15 protein-coding genes are annotated in these 17743 nt (G+C 41.8%); 1 reads left to right on the forward strand and 14 read right to left on the reverse strand.

What is annotated here, in order from left to right; translation table 11 throughout:
• Positions 1–148 precede the first annotated feature (148 nt).
• On the reverse strand, positions 149–805 hold the full coding sequence (nlpE, locus tag ACPEH5_RS20360; RefSeq protein WP_048606323.1) for an envelope stress response activation lipoprotein NlpE: 657 nt from the start codon (positions 803–805) through the stop codon (positions 149–151).
• Between the two features lie 271 nt (positions 806–1076).
• On the opposite strand from nlpE, the gene rof reads away from it, so the two are divergent.
• Positions 1077–1340 (forward strand): Rho-binding antiterminator, encoded by a 264-nt coding sequence (rof, locus tag ACPEH5_RS20365; protein WP_042848970.1) that lies wholly within the window; start codon positions 1077–1079, stop codon positions 1338–1340.
• Positions 1341–1403: 63 nt separating this feature from the next.
• Here the strand turns inward: rof and tilS are convergent, their stop codons facing one another.
• The 13 genes from tilS to cdsA form a co-directional block, all read right to left on the reverse strand.
• Positions 1404–2753, reverse strand: coding sequence for a tRNA lysidine(34) synthetase TilS (tilS, locus tag ACPEH5_RS20370; protein ID WP_048606322.1), 1350 nt, complete (start codon positions 2751–2753; stop codon positions 1404–1406).
• Positions 2754–2766: 13 nt separating this feature from the next.
• The gene (locus ACPEH5_RS20375) at positions 2767–3657 is read right to left on the reverse strand and encodes a DMT family transporter (RefSeq protein WP_129466373.1); all 891 of its coding nucleotides are present in this window, start codon (positions 3655–3657) and stop codon (positions 2767–2769) included.
• Positions 3658–3796: 139 nt separating this feature from the next.
• Positions 3797–4756: an acetyl-CoA carboxylase carboxyl transferase subunit alpha gene (gene accA, locus ACPEH5_RS20380; RefSeq protein ID WP_042848972.1), complete on the reverse strand. Its 960-nt coding sequence runs from the start codon at positions 4754–4756 to the stop codon at positions 3797–3799.
• A 12-nt stretch (positions 4757–4768) separates the two neighbouring features.
• Positions 4769–8251, reverse strand: a complete 3483-nt coding sequence (dnaE, locus tag ACPEH5_RS20385) for a DNA polymerase III subunit alpha (protein WP_281111268.1) — start codon at positions 8249–8251, stop codon at positions 4769–4771.
• 11 nt (positions 8252–8262) lie between these two features.
• The gene (gene rnhB, locus ACPEH5_RS20390) at positions 8263–8856 is read right to left on the reverse strand and encodes a ribonuclease HII (RefSeq protein WP_042848974.1); all 594 of its coding nucleotides are present in this window, start codon (positions 8854–8856) and stop codon (positions 8263–8265) included.
• Positions 8856–10013, reverse strand: a complete 1158-nt coding sequence (lpxB, locus tag ACPEH5_RS20395) for a lipid-A-disaccharide synthase (RefSeq protein WP_042848975.1) — start codon at positions 10011–10013, stop codon at positions 8856–8858. Before lpxB ends, rnhB begins: the two co-directional genes overlap by 1 nt.
• Positions 10014–10058: 45 nt before the next feature.
• Positions 10059–10856: an acyl-ACP--UDP-N-acetylglucosamine O-acyltransferase gene (lpxA, locus tag ACPEH5_RS20400; RefSeq protein ID WP_042848976.1), complete on the reverse strand. Its 798-nt coding sequence runs from the start codon at positions 10854–10856 to the stop codon at positions 10059–10061.
• Position 10857: 1 nt separating this feature from the next.
• On the reverse strand, positions 10858–11310 hold the full coding sequence (gene fabZ / locus ACPEH5_RS20405; protein ID WP_042848977.1) for a 3-hydroxyacyl-ACP dehydratase FabZ: 453 nt from the start codon (positions 11308–11310) through the stop codon (positions 10858–10860).
• Positions 11311–11438: 128 nt separating this feature from the next.
• Positions 11439–12476, reverse strand: coding sequence for a UDP-3-O-(3-hydroxymyristoyl)glucosamine N-acyltransferase (lpxD, locus tag ACPEH5_RS20410; protein ID WP_042848978.1), 1038 nt, complete (start codon positions 12474–12476; stop codon positions 11439–11441).
• A gap of 3 nt (positions 12477–12479) precedes the next feature.
• On the reverse strand, positions 12480–12974 hold the full coding sequence (gene skp / locus ACPEH5_RS20415) for a molecular chaperone Skp (protein WP_042848979.1): 495 nt from the start codon (positions 12972–12974) through the stop codon (positions 12480–12482).
• Between the two features lie 89 nt (positions 12975–13063).
• A complete protein-coding gene (gene bamA, locus ACPEH5_RS20420; RefSeq protein ID WP_042848980.1) occupies positions 13064–15478 on the reverse strand; it encodes an outer membrane protein assembly factor BamA in 2415 nt (804 codons plus the stop codon).
• A 42-nt stretch (positions 15479–15520) separates the two neighbouring features.
• Positions 15521–16873 (reverse strand): sigma E protease regulator RseP, encoded by a 1353-nt coding sequence (rseP, locus tag ACPEH5_RS20425; protein ID WP_042848981.1) that lies wholly within the window; start codon positions 16871–16873, stop codon positions 15521–15523.
• Between the two features lie 8 nt (positions 16874–16881).
• Positions 16882–17742 (reverse strand): phosphatidate cytidylyltransferase, encoded by an 861-nt coding sequence (cdsA, locus tag ACPEH5_RS20430; RefSeq protein WP_042848982.1) that lies wholly within the window; start codon positions 17740–17742, stop codon positions 16882–16884.
• Position 17743 lies beyond the last annotated feature (1 nt).

The raw sequence follows: 17743 nt of genomic DNA on the forward strand, positions 1-17743 counted from the left end.
GAAGTCGCCTGAAATGCATGATAAAATCATCGGCACATTCATAGAGCGGGAGTATTACCTATTGTGATGATCTCTATATTGAATACACGACCAAAGAAAAAGGCTCAATATAACTATTGAGCCTTTAATAGAAATGGATGTACTAAGATTAGTTACAAGAAGCAGATTTATCGAAATTGATGTTACCTGTAGGAACTAATGCAGGATCAAATTGACCATCTTCCATTGATGGACGAACAGTATAATAACCTTCTAACTCAACATACACCGGTGTTCCACCATCAACACCTGTTTCACTATATGCTTTTTCTAATTCAATACCTGATGCTGAATATTGGCGCCCACTTTCACATTCAGTGAACACAGCAGCGTCCGCCATATAACGGTACTGACCTATTTTTTTGCTTGGCTTAACTTTCTCTAACGTATAATTCATTTGCGATTCAATCGGATTACCTTCTAAATCAAGTAAAGTAACCGACTTCCCATCCGCAGCTTGAGAGAAATAAGTATTCTCACCTTTTGGGTTAGTTGTGCGTAATTTGTTATCTTCAATAGCCCATTTACCTGAATCATGGAAAGCACTATCGCCATCCTTTGTTCCTAAATAGATCAATTGCTCAACATAGCTGCCATCTTGGTTAACTAATAAGGTTGCTTCAATACCAGAACAGTCTGCACAAGGTAGTACACCTGTGTAAACATTATCTACTGGTGATGATTCTGTATTTTTTGCAACTGTCTGACAGCCAGCTAACGTGACAGCCCCAACAGCCATTAATACTAACATTAGTGATTTTTTCATTATAATACCCTTAAAATCATACATTTTTATTCGTTAACCGATTTCTCAATCATAACATTTCAAAACTTAAAAAAACGGCAGGGATAAGAAAATTCGGACATTACTGATAAAATACGTTATGAATTAATTTAATGAATAAGAATTGTCTTTTTCCTCTAGCTACGATTATAGTTATTAAATTTACTGTGCTATTATCGTAGCAAGCGCTTTTTTGCTTGATACAACATGTTCAAGGCGGCAATAACCGCCACTAACACAGTGGTGAGGGAATATGTCTACAGATACTGAATATCAACCTATCAATTGTGATGATTACGAATATCTAGAAATTGCATGCCAACGTCAATTAAAGTTACAGATAAAACTTAATGACGGCGAGAATATTGAAGGGCAGGCCAGTGATTTGCTCCTGCGAAAAAAAGTCGAGTACCTGATTGTTGAAACGCATGAAGGAACCAAGGAACTACGACTGGATTGCATAAACTCCTTCAGTCATCCAGAAATCGGCACAATTGTTGTCGACCACTCTCACTAATACTCACATTATTGAGTCCTTCTATCCCCCCTTATGATAATCACAGTCATAAGGGGTTTCTCTTTATAACAGCGCCTTAAATACACTGCCTTGCTGCCAATCAATCGCTATCCCTAATTGTGTCTCATCAGCCAGCCCTTCAGGCGTAATAAAACAACCTACAGCCGTGATAAGCTGGTCATTATAATAAACTAGAGGCACTCGCTCACGCATCCACGGAGCAACCCCCAGTTCTTGCCATAGCTTTTTGCTACTTCTTGAACGATGGCGACCCACGATATTCAATGTGCCTTGCAACCCAAAGCGAATAGTTGCTGTTTCATGAGGCAACGGGGGGCGTATTTGCCCTTGCCCAGCCATAACATGAAGTACACCAAGAGATTCTGGCAATTCAAATGGTTTTGGATAATGCCATTGAAACTGCTTGTTCGCTAAACTATTAATACGCTTAATAACCCATAATGCCCCTTGGTACCGACGAACTTCAAATTGGCCTAATCGGCAAATTGGGTCGGCATCTTGTCGAGCTAAAGCAACTTCTTGCCAAATTCGTTCTAATTGGTTAAAAGGTGGCATCGGGAGTTGATGCAAACCTATCCAACGGCGGATTAATGCATTACGCTTTGATAATGAACAATCTTGTAGGTCATCAATAAATAGCCCACCTCGATAATCCATCATGCCTTCTAGCGTTTCCTTCAATAATTCATCAAGTAACGTTTCTTGTTCAGCACATAAAGCTGCGCTGCGAGCAACAGCATGCGGAAAGTGCGGCCAACGTTCTGTTAATGCAGGCATGATATGTAGACGAAGAAAATTCCTATCATAGCGATCATCTTGGTTACTATCGTCCTCAACCCACGCAAGTTGGTTTTCCTGCATGTAAGTTTCTAACTCAACACGTGGCGTTGAAAGTAACGGGCGCAATAGCCACGTAGCCCCACTCAAAGCAAGAAATGGTAACGATTCAGGCATAGATGATAACCCTGCGGGGCCACTGCCTCTCTTAAGCGCCAACATAAATGTTTCTGCTTGGTCATCAAGATGCTGTGCCGTCACTAGGATTTCATTTGCCATTAACTCTTCACGGTAAGCTTGATACCGCGCATCGCGTGCGGCTGCTTCAACCCCTTTTTGGCTGGGGTCAACCGTCACATGTCGGCAAATAAAAGGGATATCCCACTGTGAGCATAACTGAGCACAATGTTGTTCCCACGCATCCGCTTTATGGTTTAGCCCATGATGAATATGTATTGCGCGGATACTCAATGTAGGAAGGTGAGTTTGCCGAATTTGAAAAAGGGCATGCAATAACACCGTTGAGTCAATGCCGCCACTAAAGCCCACCAATAGCTGCTCAAAACCCTGTATTTTATTTAAAATACGCTCAATGATGATATTTGATTGCTGCACTATTAGCCTACCCTTATTCACGATTTCTGACTTTCCCTTTTATACCAATACATAAAACACCTGAAATGATTACAAGCAACACCCCTATGATATAGGCGATTTCAAACGGATCACTTAAAATTAATACCAACCACAGCACCGATAGTACAGGGGACAAAAACACGACAGAGGCGATTTTTGCCGAATGGCCCGTATTCATTGCTTTAAACCATAGAATATACGAAACGCCGTTGATTAAAATACCATTAATCAGTGTTGGCCAAAAAGCAGCTTTTGAGGGTAACTGTACTTCGCTAAACAGTAGCAGTAGCACAAGCGAGGTCAGTGTGGAGAAGATAAATAGCCATACTGTACTGATATAAGGGTCGATCGAATATTGCCGAGAAAAAACGGACATTAGCGCAAAACAAAAAGCACCACTAAAGACTAATAATAGCGCCGTTGGGTTTTCTACATGCAGCTGAGTAATTTGCCCCTTGGTAAAGGTAATTATCACGGCAATAAACCCAATAATAATGCCAACTATTTGCCTACCCGCTAACTTATCCTTTAATAATACCACTGACAGCAAAATAATAATTAATGGCCAACTGTACTGAATAACTAAGACTGCAATTCCATTTTCGATGGAATAACCGTAATACAATAGTAAGTAGAACAAACAATCCAAAAAACCAAGAATAAACACTTTTTTTATCGTGTTTCTAGGTAAAATAAACAGCTTACTCACTTTATAGCCAGAACCTAAAGCAACAATCACGACAGATATTGCTGATATCAAATTAGACCAAAATAGAAACTGAAAACTATCCATTCCAGCTTGCCCTAAACGGGAAACAATAGGAATAAAGCTCCATATCAATACACAAGCCAAAGCGTACATTAGGTAATTATATTGTCTCACTTTAGTTCCTATCTATTGTTCTTCTTAGCAGATAACCGAATGGCAATTTAGACCTTAACTTATCGGTTATATTAGAAAATAAAAAACGGGAGCAAGCAAAAGCAAACTCCCGTTTTTTTAACTAATTAACGACTCGCAATTAGCAGTAACCGTATTCCATTAAACGTTGGTAACGACGGTTTTTCAACGCTTCCGCGTCTAATAACTCTAATTCGTTAAGGTCTTCAGTGAGGCGAGCTTTTAGATGTTCTGCAATCTCATCATAATTACGATGAGCACCACCTAAAGGTTCAGCCACAACATTATCAATTAGTTTCAATTCTTTCAGACGAGGTGCGGTGATCCCCATCGCCTCAGCCGCTAATGGGGCTTTATCAGCGCTTTTCCACAGAATGGATGCGCAGCCTTCCGGCGAAATAACAGAATAAGTACTGTATTGCAACATGTTAACTTTATCGCCAACACCGATTGCCAGTGCCCCACCTGAACCACCTTCACCAATAACGGTACAAATAACCGGAACGGAGAGGCGTGACATCTCACGTAAGTTACGAGCAATAGCTTCTGATTGACCGCGCTCTTCAGCACCAACACCAGGGTATGCGCCTGGAGTATCAATGAATGTAATAATCGGTAGATTAAAGCGTTCAGCCAATTCCATCAAACGCAAAGCCTTGCGATAACCTTCAGGAGCTGGCATACCAAAATTACGACGGATTTTTTCTTTTGTTTCACGCCCTTTTTGGTGACCAATAATCATCACTGGACGACCATCTAAACGTGCCATTCCGCCCACAATAGCTTTATCATCCGCATAGGCACGGTCGCCCGCTAATTCTTGGAAATCGGTAAAAATGCGCGGGATATAATCCAAAGTATAAGGACGACGTGGATGACGAGCAAGTTTAGCAATTTGCCAAGCACCCAGATCAGAGAAAATTTTACGTGTCAGTTCAACACTCTTTTCACGTAAACGAGCAACCTCTTCATCTAGGTTGACTTCTAAGTTGTTATCTTGACGGCTAACCGCTGTTAGAGAATCAATTTTCGCCTCTAATTCCGCAATTGGCTGTTCAAAATCAAGAAAATCCAGACTCATAATATTCCTATTTTAGTCAAATTCTAATTCTACCTGCTCACTACCCAGCAGAGTTCGAAGATCGTTCAGAAGGGGATCTACGGGTGTCACACGCCAAACAACGCCAAATTTAAGCTTAGCTCTGGCATCATCCTTCTGGTAATACAAATGAACCGGGATCGTTCCTGAACGGTGAGGTTCAAGAGTACTACGAAGCCGATTCAGTAATTGATCGTTAATTTGTTTGTCTGACAGTGAAATTGCAAGCCCTCGTGCATATTTTTCCCTTGCTTCACCAATATCCATTAACTCACGCACTGTCATTTTATTACCACCATTGAAATCATCAAAGCTGACCTGACCGGTGGCTATCAGGATATTGTCTTTTTCCAGCAGGTGCTGGTACTTATCGAGTGCATCTGAAAATAGCATAATATCCAGACGACCGGAACGATCATCAAGCGTACAAATACCTATTCTATTACCACGCTTGGTTGTAATCACTTTAGCTGAAAGTACTAAACCTACCACAGTTGTCACTTGACCACGAGGGGTTGGGTTCACATCTTTTAATCTAAGACCGTTAGTATAGCGTTCTATTTCGCTCAAGTATCGTGTTATTGGATGCCCTGTTAAATATAAACCAAGCGTTTCCCTTTCACCATCCAAAACCACTTGCTCGGGCCATTTCGGTACGCTAGCGTAAGAACTTTCCACCTGCTCTGGTGCGTCCGCTAATACGCCAAACATATCAGCTTGGCCAATAGCTTCTGCTTTCGCATGTTGATCGGCGGCTTTTAATGCATCTTCTAATGAAGACATTAATGCCGCACGATGAGGGCCTAATCGGTCAAAGGCCCCCGCCATAATCAGTTTTTCCATCACCCGTCGGTTAATTTTTTTGATATCAACACGGGCACAGAGATCAAAAATTTCTTTAAAGAAGCCACCTTGTTGACGAGCTTCAACAATCGCCTCAATCGGGCCTTCACCAACCCCTTTAATCGCGCCAATACCGTAAACTATCTCACCATCGTCATTGACATGGAAATGATAAAGCCCACTATTGATATCCGGTGGCAATACTTTTAATCCCATTCGCCAACATTCGTCAACTAAACCAACCACTTTTTCTGTATTATCCATATCAGCGGTCATTACTGCGGCCATAAATTCGGCTGGATAATGGGCTTTTAACCATAAAGTTTGATATGAAACTAATGCATATGCAGCTGAGTGAGACTTATTAAACCCATAACCGGCAAATTTCTCTACCAAGTCAAAGATTTTCATTGATAGCTCGCCGTCAACACCATTTTTGATTGCGCCTTCTTCAAAAATGGACCGTTGCTTGGCCATCTCTTCTGGTTTCTTTTTCCCCATAGCTCGACGCAGCATATCTGCACCGCCAAGTGTGTAACCAGCCAAAACTTGCGCAATCTGCATAACCTGTTCTTGGTACAGAATAATGCCATAAGTTGGTTCTAGAACAGGTTTTAATGACTCATGTTGCCACTGTACATCAGGGTAAGAAATTTCTTCGCGACCATGCTTACGGTCAATAAAGTTATCTACCATCCCTGATTGCAAAGGGCCGGGACGAAAAAGAGCAACTAAGGCGATCATATCCTCAAAACAGTCTGGACGTAACCGCTTGATCAAATCTTTCATTCCACGGGATTCTAACTGGAATACCGCCGTGGTTTCTGAGCGTTGTAACATATCGAAGCTTTTTTGATCATGCAATGGGATCGCTGCGATATCAATCGGATCTAAATTTTTCTTGGCTCGACGTGCGTTGATCATTTCCAACGCCCAGTTGATGATTGTCAGTGTGCGTAAACCAAGGAAGTCAAACTTCACTAACCCTGCGTATTCAACATCGTTTTTATCGAATTGAGTAACAGGGTTATTTCCTTCTGCATCACAATACAGCGGCGCAAAATCAGTAATTTTCGTGGGGGCAATAACGACACCACCCGCATGTTTCCCTGCGTTTCGGGTCACACCTTCAAGCTTACGCGCCATATCAATAAGCGCTTTAACTTCTTCATCAGCTTCGTATATTTCTGGCAATTGGGGTTCAGCTTCAAAAGCTTTTTCCAATGTCATACCTGGATCAGGTGGCACTAATTTCGAAATTCTGTCAACAAAACCATAAGGGTGACCAAGCACGCGCCCTACATCTCGGATAACCGCTTTTGCAGCCATCGTACCGAAAGTGATGATTTGCGAAACAGCATCGCGCCCATACATATGAGCAACGTGTTCAATCACTTGGTCACGTTTTTCCATACAGAAATCGACGTCAAAGTCTGGCATCGAAACACGTTCAGGGTTAAGAAACCGCTCAAACAGTAAGTCAAATTCCAAAGGGTCAAGATCAGTAATTTTTAAAGCATAAGCGACAAGTGAGCCCGCGCCTGACCCCCTGCCCGGCCCTACAGGGACACCATTATCTTTTGACCACTGGATAAATTCCATTACGATCAAGAAGTAACCGGGAAACCCCATTTGGTTAATAACGTTTAGCTCAATATCTAAACGCTCATCATACTCGGGCCTCTTTTCTGCCCTAACTTTTTCATCTGGAAAGAGAAATTCTAAGCGCTCTTCAAGCCCTTCTTTTGAGCGTAAAACCAGAAAATCTTCCGTTTTCATATCCCCAGTAGGGAATTGTGGTAAGAAATATTCACCAAGACGGATGGTCACGTTACAACGCTTAGCAATCTCTACACTGTTTTCTAACGCTTCAGGGATGTCAGCAAATAGCTCACACATCTCTTCTTCAGAACGTAAATATTGCTGAGGGCTATAATTTTTAGGCCTTTTAGGGTCGACAAGTGTAAACCCATTATGGATGGCAACTCGGATCTCGTGAGCATCGAAATCACTACTTTCAATAAAACAAACGTCATTGGTAGCAACAACAGGTAAGCCTTTTTTAGTGGCTAGCTCAACGGCTGCGTGTAAGTAGCTTTCTTCATCCGGTCGACCAGTTCTTATTAACTCTAAATAATAACTGTCTGGGAAATGGGTTTCATAAAATTCAAGACATTCATCGACAAGCGCCTGATTACCTCTTAAAAGAAATTGACCGACATCTCCTTTGCGCCCACCTGAAAGTAAAATCAGGCCTTCTTTATGTTTTGCTAACCAATCACGGTGGATTGTTGGGCCTATTGCCCCATAACCTTTTTGATAGGCTTCAGAAATCAGCAAGGTTAGGTTCTGATAGCCTTCATTATTACGCGCTAAAATAGTTAAATGTGAAATTTCATCGCCTAATAATTCACTTTCAACATAAAAATCTGCACCAATAATTGGCTTAATCCCTGCACTATGGGCAGCCCCATAGAACCTAACTAACCCACAAAGGTTAGTAAAGTCTGTGATTGCAAATGCGGGCATTCCCATAGCTGCCACTTTTTTAACTAATGGACCCGTTTTAGCTAACCCATCAATCATGGAATAGTCACTATGGACACGCAAATGAATAAAACGAGGAGATGCCATCGAATTTCTACCTACTGTGTTATATCTAAAGCTCGTCTCACTGGAGCAAAGCTTTTGCGATGGAATTCGGTTGCGCCATATTGCGCTAATTTTTCTAAATGGTAAGCCGTAGGATAACCTTTGTGCTTAGCAAAACCATATTCAGGGAAGGTTTTATCTAGTTCAACCATTTCGCGATCTCTAATAACCTTCGCCAATATAGAGGCGGCACTAATTTCCTGTACAAGGCTATCCCCTTTGACAACCGCCTGTGCTGGCATCGGTAATTCAGGGCAACGATTGCCATCGATCAAAACAAACTCAGGAACAATTGCTAACCCTGCGACTGCACGTTGCATGGCTAACATAGTTGCATGCAGAATATTTATTTTATCAATTTCTTCAGGTTCTGCACGACCAATGCACCAACACAACGCTTTTTCCTGGATTTCATCAAATAGTTTTTCACGTTTTCTTTCCGTGAGCTTTTTTGAATCAGCGAGACCAATAATTGGATTGTTAGGATCGAGGATCACGGCAGCAGTTACCACAGCCCCGACTAATGGACCACGACCTACTTCATCCACACCAGCAATCAAATTGGCTTTTGGATAGATAAATTCCATTAATTTTTAACCAAATCTAGTACTGCCTCAGCAGCTTGTTTATCTGCATCACAACGAATACGTTGATGCAATTGCAAAAAGGTTTGTTTCAAGCTATCAACCTGCTCTCCGCCATCTAATAATGGAATAAGCTGTTGTGCTAATTGTTCAGGTTGACACTCTTCTTGTAGTAATTCTTTTACTATCTCTTTTTCGGCCAGTAAGTTAGGCAAAGAAACATAGGGTGTTTTTACTAAGCGTTTTGCTAACCAAAAAGTAAAAGGTTTCATACGATAACCCACAACCATTGGGCATTTTGTCAGCATACATTCAAGCGCAGCAGTGCCAGAGGCTAATAAAGTTGCATCTGCAGCTATCATTGCATCGCGTGCTTGACCATCAAGAATATGAACCTGTAATTCAGGCGCAGTACTTTGCTTGATAGCATCAAATTGCTGACGGCGTTTTTCATTCACCAACGGAACGACCACATGCAAGTCAGGAAACCGCTGCTGTAAAATTTTAGCTGTATTGAGAAAGTCTGCGCTGAGCATTTCCACTTCTGAATGGCGACTCCCCGGCAATAATGCTAAACATTTTACACTTTCAGGGATATTTAGACGAACTCTAGCTGCGTGCTTATCTGGATGTAATGGGATTGCATCTGCCATTGTATGACCGATAAAGCGACAAGGGACATTGAAACGATCGTAAAACGCTTTTTCAAATGGTAAAAATGCTAATACTAAATCAGTGGAACGACCGATTTTAAATACCCGTTTTTGGCGCCATGCCCAAACCGACGGGCTTACGTAATGGATCGTTTTGATCCCTTTTGACTTTAAACGACCTTCTAAGGTGATATTAAAATCAGGCGCATCAATACCAACAAAAACGTCAGGTTGCAACTGAGTAAAACGCTGAGTTAAATCTTTACGAATGGATAATAAGCGAGGTAAACGACCAAGGACTTCAACCACGCCCATCACAGCAAGCTCTTCCATTTCATACCAAGCTTCACAACCTTCAGCTTGCATAAGCGGCCCTGCAACACCGACAAAACGTGCATTAGGGACTTGCTCTTTAAGCGCTCGTATAAGGCCAGCGCCAAGAATATCACCAGAAGTTTCTCCGGCAACAAGGCCAATAGTAAGTGGACGGTTGCTATTCACCGAAATTCGCTCCTTAATAAAGGCCTAAGCTCGTTAACCCCAAAGTAGGGATTAACGGATAATACCACGTTTAGATTGCGCAGAATCTTCCAAGAAATCGCTGAATACTTTAACGTACTCATTAAGCTTTGCAGCTTCCGCGATTTCTTCACGAGCTTCCTCTAACGATTTCCCTGAACGATATAACGTTTTGTATGCATTACGAATTGCATGCAACGAGTCTTTTTCAAAACCGCGACGTTTTAAACCCTCAAGGTTTAAACCAAATGGAGTCGCATGATTCCCTTGCGCAATAACATAAGGAGGAACATCTTGTGCAACACCAGAGCAGCCACCGACCATAACATGTGCACCAATTTTACAAAACTGATGTACAGCTGTCATCCCACCAATTATGGCGTAATCACCTAATGTAACATGGCCACCTAATGTCCCATTATTGGCAATGATGCATCGATTGCCAATCAGGCAATCATGAGCAACATGGACGTTAACCATTAACAGGTTATCATCACCGATTTTGGTCAGCCCTACGTCTTGGACAGTGCCTCGGTGAATAGTTACGCTTTCTCTAATACGGTTTCTATCACCAATTTCAACACGTGTTGGTTCACCTTGGTATTTAAGGTCTTGGTTTATTTCGCCAATTGATGCGAATTGAAAAATGACATTATCACAGCCGATCTTTGTATGGCCATTGACCACAACGTGGGATTTCAGCTCTGTACCTTCTCCAATTTCAACATTCGCGCCAATATAACAAAAAGGGCCAATTCTAACATTGGCTCCAATACTAGCCCCATCTTCTACAATAGATGAGGGATGGACATAGGCTGTTTTGTCAATCATATCAGACCTCACGACGACGGGCGCACATCATTTCTGCTTCGCAGGCCACTTCTCCATCAACTTTTGCAACACCTTTAAAACGTGCTACACCACGGCGTTCTTTAATGAATTCAACCTCTAAGACCATTTGGTCTCCAGGTAGAACCGGACGTTTAAAACGTGCATTATCAATCGCAGCAAAATAGTACAGTTCACCAGGTTCTAATTTACCAGCGCTTTTAAACGCAAGAATACCTGTGGCTTGAGCCATTGCTTCTAAAATTAACACGCCAGGAAAAATAGGTTTGCCTGGAAAATGGCCTTGGAAAAATGGCTCATTAAATGAGACATTTTTTACTGCGCGCAAAGATTTGCCTTCTTCAAAATCTAATACACGGTCAACCAAAAGAAATGGATAACGGTGCGGAAGCAGTTCTAAAATTTCTTCTATATTCAGAGTATGATTATCACTCATCGAAATACTCTTCCTGTCTATTAATACGGTTTAATTAATGAATCGGCCCGCTTTAACCATAAATTAGGTTAACTGGCAGGCCGGAAAACGTAACTCAGATGACTATTTTAGCCTGAATTACAAAATGATTACTGATTTTTTTGATTTTGGCTATCTAATTCACGCTCAACATGTTTCAGTCGCTTATTCATCTCATTGATATTTAAGACTAAAGCAGCTGTTTTACGCCAAGCTTTATTAGGCTGTAAAGGAATACCTGAAGAGTAAACTCCCGGCTCAGTGATTGGTCTCATGACCATACCCATTCCCGTTACCGTTACCTTATCGCAAATTTCCATATGGCCATTGATTACACTGGCACCACCAATCATACAATAACGGCCAATTTTTAAACTGCCCGCCATGATGACACCACCAGCAACTGCTGTATTATCACCAATAATGACATTGTGTGCAATTTGACACTGATTATCGATGATAACCCCATTGCCAATTATTGTGTTATCCAATGCACCACGATCAATCGTTGTATTTGCGCCGATTTCTACTCGTGAACCAATAATTACGGTGCCTAATTGGGGGATTTTGACCCAATTACCACGATCATTTGCATAGCCGAACCCATCGGAACCAATCACTGTTCCGGATTGAACCAAGCATTGCTCGCCAATTTCAATATTGTGGTACACACTCACATTTGCCCACAAGCGGGTCTCTGCACCTATACGTGTGTTTTTACCCACAAAGCAACCTGCGCCAATCACCACGTTATCGCCTAGGATTACACCACTTTCGATAACGGCATTTGCACCTATTGCCACATTCTCACCGAGTTTTGCGTCTTCTGCAATCACTGCGGAGGGATGGATATTTTCAGCTGGGCTCGGAGTTGTATCCATAATTTGAGCCATGTGCGCATAAGCAAGGTATGGGTTATCCACAACCAATGCTGCGACTTTACAGGCTGCAAGATCTTTTGCTGTGAGAACAACCGCTGCAGCTTGGCAATCAGCCAATTTATCACTATAACGGCTATCAGATAGAAAAGTAATCTGTTGATTATTCGCTGAATGCATTGGAGCAATACTGGTGATGACAATATCGCCATCACCATGTAGTTGCGCATTCAACTGCTGAGCAAGGTCAGCCAATCGAATTGAAGACATCTATTATTTAACCTGTTTTTGAACCTGACTGGTGATGTCTACGCTATCTTTTGCATAAGCAACTGCATTTGCATCGATAACAACATCATAGCCTTCTTTAGCAGCTACAGATTTAATAGAATCCTGAATACGTGTTAAAATTTTAGTACGCTCTTCACCTTGACGACGACGGTTGTCTTCTTCAAATTTTTGAGCTTTTTCAGCGAACTGGTCACGTTTAGTCATGAGTTCTGCTTCAAGTTTTTCACGTTCAGTTTTCTTCATAGTTGCACCATCACGGCGCAATTTATCAACTCGAGCTTGTAAATCTTTCTCTAGATTTTGTAACTCAGTTGCGCGACTTTTGAACTCACTCTCAAGCTGTTTAGCAACGGCTTCACGTGCAGGCATTTTTTGGAAAATTTCACCAACATTTACAATAGCGATTTTCTCAGCATAAGCACCCGCAGACATTGCTAAAGCAATACTAACACCCGCTGCACACAACAATTTTTTCACACTAAACTCCTTAACCCATATGTATGGCTGGAAATTTTGGTTGCTCCCACAAAATTATGGGAGCCTTCATAGATAGAAACTAGAGTAGATTACCACGTTCTACCAATATTAAATTGGAACTGTTCTGATTTATCCCCTTCGTAGTCCTTAATTGGCTGCGCATAAGAGAATACCAATGGCCCAAGAGGAGACATCCATTGTAAAGCAATACCCGCAGAAGCACGGACATTACTTGCTTTACCATAGTCAGGCATACCTGCACGCCAAGCAGCGGGAATACTGTTCCAATTTGTGTCCCATACCGTACCAGCATCGACAAACAAAGAAGTACGAACAGAATTCGAATATTTCTCGTCAATAAATGGTGTAGGGGTAATTAACTCAAATGATGCTGCGTACATAGCATTACCACCGACCGCATCACTTGATGGACTTCCAGGTTCAGGTTGATCTTTACCATTAATTTTCTTCAGGTAAACCGCTTTCGGACCGATATTGTTCGAGCGGAAACCACGAATGGTGCTAGAACCACCCGCATAGAAGTTTTCATAGAATGGCATTTGCTTACTACCGATACCATCCCCATAACCCGCTTGTGCACGGCCAAGAACCACCCACGATTCGTCTTCATCCAATGGGTAATACTGTGCTGTATCAAAACGCAGTTTATAGTATTCGTTATCAGAACCAGGAATAGTCACTTTAGCAGACAAGTTAGTTTTATTACCTGATGTCGGGAAGAAACCGCGGTTTAACGAGTTGTAAGTCCAACCTAAGTTAAGCGTGAAGTCATCTGCATCAAAACTTTCTTTATTACGCCCATTTTCTGTGACTGGTGGATTTTTACCCATAGAATCAAGGTAATCCCACATCGCAGCTTGTGCACGCATATCAGAAAGTCGGTTATGTACATAACCGGCACCAACACGGAAAGAGTTATTCTCATTGAATGGGAAACTTAAGAAACTATCTAAACCATACGTTTTGTTGTTATAGCCTGATAGATCTGCATCTTTCGCACTAAAATCATTATAGAAAATGCGCCCACCTAAACTCACACCGTTAACGGTGAAGTAAGGATCAGTAAATGAGAATTCAACGTTTGTTGAATAGTCATTCTTACTTGCGTTAATACCAACCGCATTCCCCGTTCCTAACCAGTTATCTTGTGTTACACCGACTTGGAAACTTACACCACTCTCAGTACCAAAACCGATACCAAAGTTCATAGAACCCGTATTACGTTCTTTAACTTTGTAGATAACGTCAACTTGATCAGGGCTTCCTGGTACACGTTGAGTTTCAACATCAACAGTTTCAAAGAAACCAGTACGATTGAGGCGTTCTTTACCTAATTCGACAAGGTCATTACCAAGCCAAGCGCCTTCCATCTGACGCATTTCACGGCGCAGAACAGTATCTTTACTGGTATCATTCCCTTGGAAACGAATTTCACGTACATAGAAACGGTTACCAGCATCAATGTTGAGATGCAACTTAACTGTTTTATCTTCATCATTGATTTCAGGTTGAGTCATAACCCGAGGATAAGCATAGCCATAGCGACCAAACATTTCTTTAATTTGGTTTTCCATGCGTGTCACTTGCGCACCGTTATACAGCTCACCCGGAGTGATAGTGATTAGCTCTTGGATTTCAGCTAAGTGTTCTGCTGTATTACCATTAACCTCAACACCAGAAATTTTATACTGGTCGCCTTCGGTAATGTTAATCGTAATATAAATTCCTTTTTTGTCTGGTGTCAGACTAACTTGGGTTGAATCTATATTGAAACGAGCGTAACCGCGATCAAGGTAAAAACTGCGAAGTGTTTCTAAGTCACCCGCCAATTTTTGTTTCTGATATTTTTGGTCAGCAGCAAGGTTCCACCATGGTACATCATCACGCAATTGCAGTTTATTGACTAATTCTGCAGTCGTGTAATTTTTATTACCAACAATGTTAATTTGCTGAATTTGCGCAGAAACACCTTCAGAGAAAACAAATTTTAGGTCAACACGATTACGTGGTAAAGGCGTTACAACCGCTTTTACTGTCGCGTTATATTTACCTACACTGTAGTAAAAGTCTTCTAAGCCTTTTTCAATATTCGCAATTGTTGTGCGGTCAAGCGCCTCACCAACACGGATATTTGAAGCTTCCAAGTTCTGCTTAAGCATGTCATCTTTGACAGATTTATTACCTGTAAAAGTGATACTTGCGATAGTTGGGCGCTCTTTAACTTGAACGATCAGCGTGTTTCCATCACGCAGGACCCTAACATCTTCGAAGTTACCGGTTGAAAATAGGGAACGAATCGAACGACTGATATCTTCGTTATCAACCGAATCACCGACCCTAACTGGCATGTTCAATAATGCTGCACCAACGGCGACGCGTTGTAGACCTTCGAAACGAATGTCTTTAACTACGAATCCGTCTGAACTGTATGCAGTGGCGCTGCTGAAAAGCAGCGACGCTATGAGCAACTTTTTCATCGCCATCGTTGTTATGCGTATTCCTTACTGGTCCCCAGCTTATAAAAATTAGAAGCGAGAGAAATCATTAAAAAGTGCAAGTCCCATTAACAGAATCAATGCCATTGCACCTATCCGAAAACTAAAGTCTTGTACTCGCTCAGACACTGGACTTCCTTTAATTTTTTCAATTAACAAGAAGAGCAAGTGCCCCCCATCTAAAACAGGCAGTGGAAACAGATTGATGATACCTAAATTGACGCTAATAAGCGCAATAAACATCAAATAATACACCAAGCCTGATTCGGCTGATACCCCCGCACCTTTTGCGATAGATATCGGACCGCTTAAGTTATTGAGTTTGACATCCCCAACAACCAGTTTACCCATCATGTTGACCGTTAATTTCATTAACTGCCACGTTTTATCACTGGCTTGGTAAAACGCAGAAAATGGCCCATACTGCTGTACCATTTTATATTCATCCGCTAACGGTAACACTGAAAGTTCAACGCCCGCAAACCCAATTTTTTCACCACGCTGACCATTTTGGCTGTCAGGGGTTAGAGTGAGAGGGATCAAATGTTGTGACCGCTCTACCTCAAGTTTCAATGGTATTCCAGGGTTATTACGAATAATACGCGTCACTGGATTCCAAAGACCCAATGCTTCCCCGTTAACACTAACAATTCTATCACCCGGCTGTAAACCCGCACGTTCACCAGCCAAACCTTCAGTGACTTTTTGAATAACAGGGTCAATTCTCACAGATACTGGCATAATGCCAATAGACAGTATCGGGTCTTGTTTTTCTGGATCAAATTGCCAATTGGTTAAATCAACCGTTTTTGTAATCGGCTCACTGTAGCCCTGTGGCAATACTTGAGCCGTTAATTCACGGTCACCAATTTTACCGACCAATGCCAAACGCACTGAATTCCAATCAGGTGTTTCGATACCATCAATGGCTTTTAGTTCCATTTTTGGTTCAAAATTTGCTATGGCGGCGATAGAACCGCTTTTTACATCCTCAATAATTGGTTTCACCGAAGGAACACCAATCATAAATACTACCCAGTAGACAACAATAGCAAGTAAAAAGTTCGCAATTGGCCCTGCACTAACAATGGCAGCCCGCTGCCCAACCGTTTTATTGTTAAATGCTTGGTGCCGACGCTCAGGAGAAACTTCGCCAACTCGCTCATCAAGCATTTTGACATAGCCCCCTAGCGGGATCATTGCTAATACAAACTCAGTACCCTGTTTATCTACCTTACGCCATAACGTTTTCCCAAAACCAATGGAGAAACGCTCAACATAAACACCACAACGGCGAGCAACCCAAAAGTGCCCAAATTCATGTACTGTAATCAGCACACCAATCGCAATAATAAACGCCGCTAAGCTCCAAATAAATCCCATTTATCTTCCTAAAGACCAAAACCGTTAAAAACTAACAAATTTAGCCCAGCAAAAACTGGAATCGCTGCTGTCAGGCTATCAATTCGGTCAAGAATACCGCCATGCCCCGGAATTAAGTGGCTACTGTCTTTAATACCTGATTGACGTTTAAACATACTTTCTGTTAGGTCACCAAACACAGATACTACAACAACAATAATCGAAGTCACTAGCAAATAATCAGGCATCACAGGGATTGGTGCAAATGTGCTAAACAACCACGATATCACCCCTGCGGTAATCAAGCCCCCAATTAAACCTTCCCATGTTTTCCCAGGAGAAACTTTCGGCGCCATTTTATTCCGCCCAATGGTGCGGCCAAATGCATAAGCACCTGAATCAGCTCCCCAAACAAGTAACATAACGTACAATAACCACCATGCACCAAAGGATGTATCACTTTGATAACCAATAGTTCTAAGTACCATCATGCCGCAATAAAATGGAATAATAGTTAATGCACCGAACAGCAAGCGGACAATGACCGATTTACCCCACGATGCCGATGCAGGATAAGTCACGACTAAAAGAATTGCGACAACCCACCATGCCAGACCGGCCCACAAGCCGTAGAGGATCATCGGCTCAGAGGAAAATGATGTTATATCAGGAACAGCTAATTGAACCGCAAGCAATATTATTGCAAAAACAATAGCTAGCCCTATACGTTTAACTTGCGAATGCCAGCCTGCGAACTGCGCCCATTCCCAAGCACCTAATGCACAAACTGCAATCACGACAAAACCAAAATTTGCTGGAGAAAGCAAAAACAAAGCTGCAATAACGATTGGTATTAATACTATTGCAGTAAGTAAACGGTATTTCAGCACA

The organism is Providencia sp. NPDC089933 (assembly GCF_049545585.1).
In the GTDB taxonomy this organism is placed as follows: domain Bacteria; phylum Pseudomonadota; class Gammaproteobacteria; order Enterobacterales; family Enterobacteriaceae; genus Providencia; species Providencia huashanensis.